This is a genomic window from Actinophytocola sp. (assembly GCF_036555685.1).
Classification (GTDB): Bacteria; Actinomycetota; Actinomycetes; order Mycobacteriales; family Pseudonocardiaceae; genus Actinophytocola.
Genome location: NZ_DATBKY010000289.1, coordinates 1 through 4010 on the forward strand (window position 1 = coordinate 1; position 4010 = coordinate 4010).

At 74.7% G+C, this 4010-nt stretch carries 2 protein-coding genes and 1 pseudogene; 1 reads left to right on the top strand and 2 read right to left on the bottom strand.

Going from position 1 to position 4010, the window contains the following annotated elements:
• Positions 1–25 precede the first annotated feature (25 nt).
• Positions 26–1477 (bottom strand): LuxR C-terminal-related transcriptional regulator, encoded by a 1452-nt coding sequence (locus tag VH969_RS29320; protein ID WP_331980102.1) that lies wholly within the window; start codon positions 1475–1477, stop codon positions 26–28.
• Positions 1474–3117 carry an Hsp70 family protein gene (locus VH969_RS29325; protein WP_331980104.1) on the bottom strand — a complete coding sequence of 548 codons (1644 nt, stop codon included), beginning with the start codon at positions 3115–3117 and terminating at the stop codon, positions 1474–1476. The genes VH969_RS29320 and VH969_RS29325 overlap by 4 nt, the downstream gene beginning before the upstream one ends.
• Positions 3118–3458: 341 nt before the next feature.
• Between VH969_RS29325 and VH969_RS29330 the strand changes: the two are divergent.
• A pseudogene (locus VH969_RS29330) lies at positions 3459–4010 on the top strand (hypothetical protein); the annotation flags it as partial.

The window sequence follows — 4010 nt, forward strand, 5'->3', positions numbered from 1 at the left end:
CCCCCGCGCACCCCCGCAACAAGGGTCACTTCACGGCGAGACGCGCACGCAACGCCGCCACCAGCTCCGCCCGGTTGCCCGCGACGAGCTTCTGCCGCAGCCGGGCGACGTGCTGCTCGACCGTCTTCGGCGAGATGTACAGGCGGGCGCCGATCTCCTTCTGGGTCAGCCCGTCGAGCAGCAGCTCCCCCACCGAGCGCTCGCGCTTGGACAGCCCGTGCGCGGCGGCCCCGCCGCGGTCGTCGGTGCGGATGGTCGCCCGCAGGGCACGGCCCGCGGCCAGCAGCTCGCGTACGTCGCCCGCTTCGGACAGCTTCGCCGCGGCCGCCCCGCACAGCGCGGCGCCCTCCCAGGGCCGGCCGGCGTCGGCGAGCGCCTCGGCCGCGGCGATGGCCGCCGCCGGTTCCGCGTCCGCGGAGAGGATCGACGCCCACACCCGCGCGGCCGCGGTCCGCTCGTCGGCGCAGTCCAGCGCCGCGAGCTGGGCGGCGGCGACCTCGGCGGCGGTCGGCTCGTCGGCGACGACCGCACGCTGGACCGCCCACCACGCCATCATGGCCTCGCCCCACGCCGGCGATCCGGCCCGCGCGACCGCGGCGGCCATCACGGCGACGATCGCGTCCCGCTCGCCGGGCGCGACCAGCGCCGCGGCCGTGGACAGCTCCCCCCACGCGTCGAGCAACAGCACCTCGACGTCCGCACCGGCGAGCACCGGCGCGACCCGGTGCCACGCGGCCCGCAGTGCTTCCTCGTCGCCGGCCCGCCGGGCCAGCCCGACGGTCACGGCGGCCGCGAGCACGGCATCGCGGCGCAGGATCGCCTGGTCCCCGGCGGCGGCGAGCCCGGCACGCGCGTCGGCCAGCCGGCCGGTACGCAGGTCGAGCCAGGCCTTGAGCAGCCGCCGGCGCGTGGTCCGCGGCCGGTCCGGGTGCGCGGTCAGCATCTCCCACGCGGTGCGGTCGTCGCCGCCGGCGACCATGACCGTCACCGCGAGATCCTCCCAGCGCTCGGACGACATCGGGTCCTCCGGCACGGTGGCCACCGCGAGCCCGGCCAGCCGGCGCGCGGCCGCGTCGAACTCGCCGCGCAGCGCCTCGAGCGTCGCCGCGACGCCGCTCAGCAGCACGGTCAGCCCGCGGGGTGCCGCGCCGGAGACCATCTGCCGCGCAGCGGCCAGATCCCTCTCCGCGGACTCGACGTCACCGACGACGCTCGCCGCGAGCGCGCCCCGGCCGCCGGCCAGCGCGCCCGGCGCACCGTCGAGAGTGGACGCGACCGCGCGCCAGCGCTCGGCCGCGTCGAACAGCCCGCCGTCGGCGGCCGCCGCGGCCGCGGCCACGCCGGCCGCCAGGCACTGCGGGTCGTCGCCCCGTGCCAGCGCGTGGTCCGCCGCCTCGATGGCGGCCGCTATGTCGCCGGATCGCCAGGCGCGGTCCGCGCGCAGGCCGTCGCTCTCGAGTAAGTCGCCGCCGATCATGACTGAGGTCTTTCCTGCTGGCCGGAGCCGTCCGGCGGGTTCCCGCCGGTGTCCGGGTTCGTCGTGGTCGGGTCCGTCGGATCCGTCGGGTCCGTCGGGTCCGTCGGGTCCGTGGGTGCCGTGGGCTCGGTCGGGTCCGTAGGCACTGACGGGTCCGTCTGTCCCGTCGGCTCCGTGGTCGTCGTCGCGGGAGGCGCGACCGTCGGCTCCTCGGTCCGCGGGGTCTCGGTCTGGGTGCGGCGAGGCTCCGCCTTCCGCGGCGGAGTGCTGGCCGGCTTCTTCTTGGAGGTCGTCGGCTCGGGCGAGGTCGTGACGGTCTGACCGGTCGTACCGCGCAAATCGGTATCCGCGTCCGCACCGGACGGTCCGTTGTGGGAGGCGAGCACGATGCCGCCGCCCACCAGCAGCGCGGTGGCCGCGGCCGCCGCCGCCGCGAACGTGCGGGACAGACCGAACTTGGGCGCCTTCTTGACCGGCGCGGCCAGCGCGACCGGCACCGGCGGGCGCACAGGGCTCGCGACCGGCTCGGCGACCGGTTCGGCCACCGCCCGTAGCGCGATGCGCGTCGGCTCCTGCTGGGGCTGCGCGGCCGGGGTCTCCGCGTCCTGCCCGCCGATCGCGAGCGCGGCGCCGATCGCGGTGTCACCCTTGGGGTTCGGCGCGACGGTGACCGGCCGGCCGAGGACCTCGGAGACGACCTGGGTCACCAGCGGGATGCGGGCGGAGCCACCGGTGAGCAACACCGCGGAGACGTCCTCCGGCGTGCTGCCGGCTGCGTCGATCGCCCGGTGCAGCGTCGCGGCGGTCTCCTCGATCACCGGCCGGACGAGCTCCTCGAACTCCGCGCGGGCGAGCCGCACGCGGGCCTCGATCCCGGGCAGTACCACGGGGATCTGCACGTCGGTGTCGGCCGACAGCGCCTCCTTGGCCAGCGTGCACTCGCGCCGCAGGCGGGCGAGTCCCATGCGGGCGGCCGGGTCGGCCGGGTCGATGCTCGCGAAGCGCTCGCCGAGCGCGGAGCGCACGTGGTCGAACACGAGCTCGTCGAAGTCCAGCCCGCCCACCTCGAGCTCCTCCGGCCGTCCCACCTGCGTGAACCTGCCGTCGGGCATCCTGCGCACCACGGCGGCGTCGAAGCCGGACCCGCCGAGGTCGTAGACGGCGACGAGGTCGTCGGCGTTCATGGGGGTGGTCTCCGCGCACGCCCGGGCGGCGGCCTGCGCCCCGGACAGGAACACCGTGGCGCCCAGCCCCTGCGCGGACAGTGCCGTGTGCAGCGACGCGATCCGGTGCTGGCCCCAGCCTGCCGGATGCGTCAGCGCGACACGGGTCGCCTGGCCGCCGGCGACGCCCGCGACCGCGGCGACCACGTGCGAAACGTAGCGCGCGGCGAGGGCGTCGGCGGTCATCGAGACGCCGCCCAGGCGCAGCGGCGTGCCGTCACCGACGCGGCGGATGAACGAGCGGGCGACGCGGTCCGGTTCGGTCAGCGCACGCTGTTCCGCGGCGTCCCCCAGCACGAGCGATCCGTCCGGGTTCGCGTAGGCCACCGACGGCGCGAACGCCGCGCGGGGACCGAACTGGACGACCTCGGCGCGTCCGGCCCGGCACACCGCCGCGGCCGTGAATGTTGCACCCAAGTCCACTCCGACCTGGTAAGACATCGCGCTTCCCCTCTCGCTGACCAGCCCGAATGGATTCGATACGTAAATGGGGTCGGTTTGGTTCACCCCGATACGGCTGATTTGCTGCCAATCACGATGTGTGCAGGTCGCGGGGGGTGACATCGGGGAAAACCCCTTAGTGCCCCCGCATAGCCCTCCCCCCACCCCCGTACCCGGGGGGAGACCGACGGGGATTGCCCGGATGGCAGCGGCCCGGGACGGACATAGCTTTGGTGCCAGCTGGACGGACGTCCGGTGGGGCAAGCGGAAGTCGTTGCGCCCCAACAACATCAACACATCACATCAGGAGTGCAATCATGTCGAACCCCACGGGCTTCAACCTGTCGGACATGCTCAAGACCGTCGCGAACGTCGACCTCACCAACGTGCTGGACGAGGACAACGAGCAGAAGCAGCAGGCCGCGCAGATCGACGAGCAGCACGCGGACGCGGACAACACGCAGGTCGGCGCGCAGGACAGCGACCAGGACCAGAACACCGACACCGACACCACGACCGTCGGCGGCGACGGCGGCAACGGTGGCATCGCGGTGGGCGGCTCGGCCGACGGTGGTTCCGGGCTGGGTGTCGGCGGGGACGCCGGCGACATCTCCCAGGCCGGCAAGTTCAACATCAACTTCGGTGACTCGACCGGTGGGTCGGGCGTCGGTGTCGGCGGCAGCGGCGGCTTCGGCGGGAACGCGGACGCCAGCGGCGGCAACGGCGGGAACGCCGACTCGGACGTGGACGTGGACGCCACGCAGGACAGCGACCAGGACCTGGACCAGGACAGCGACATCGACCAGGACCTCGACAGCGACCAGACCCAGGTGCAGGACGCGGACGCGGACCTGGGCGAGTCGGTTCGT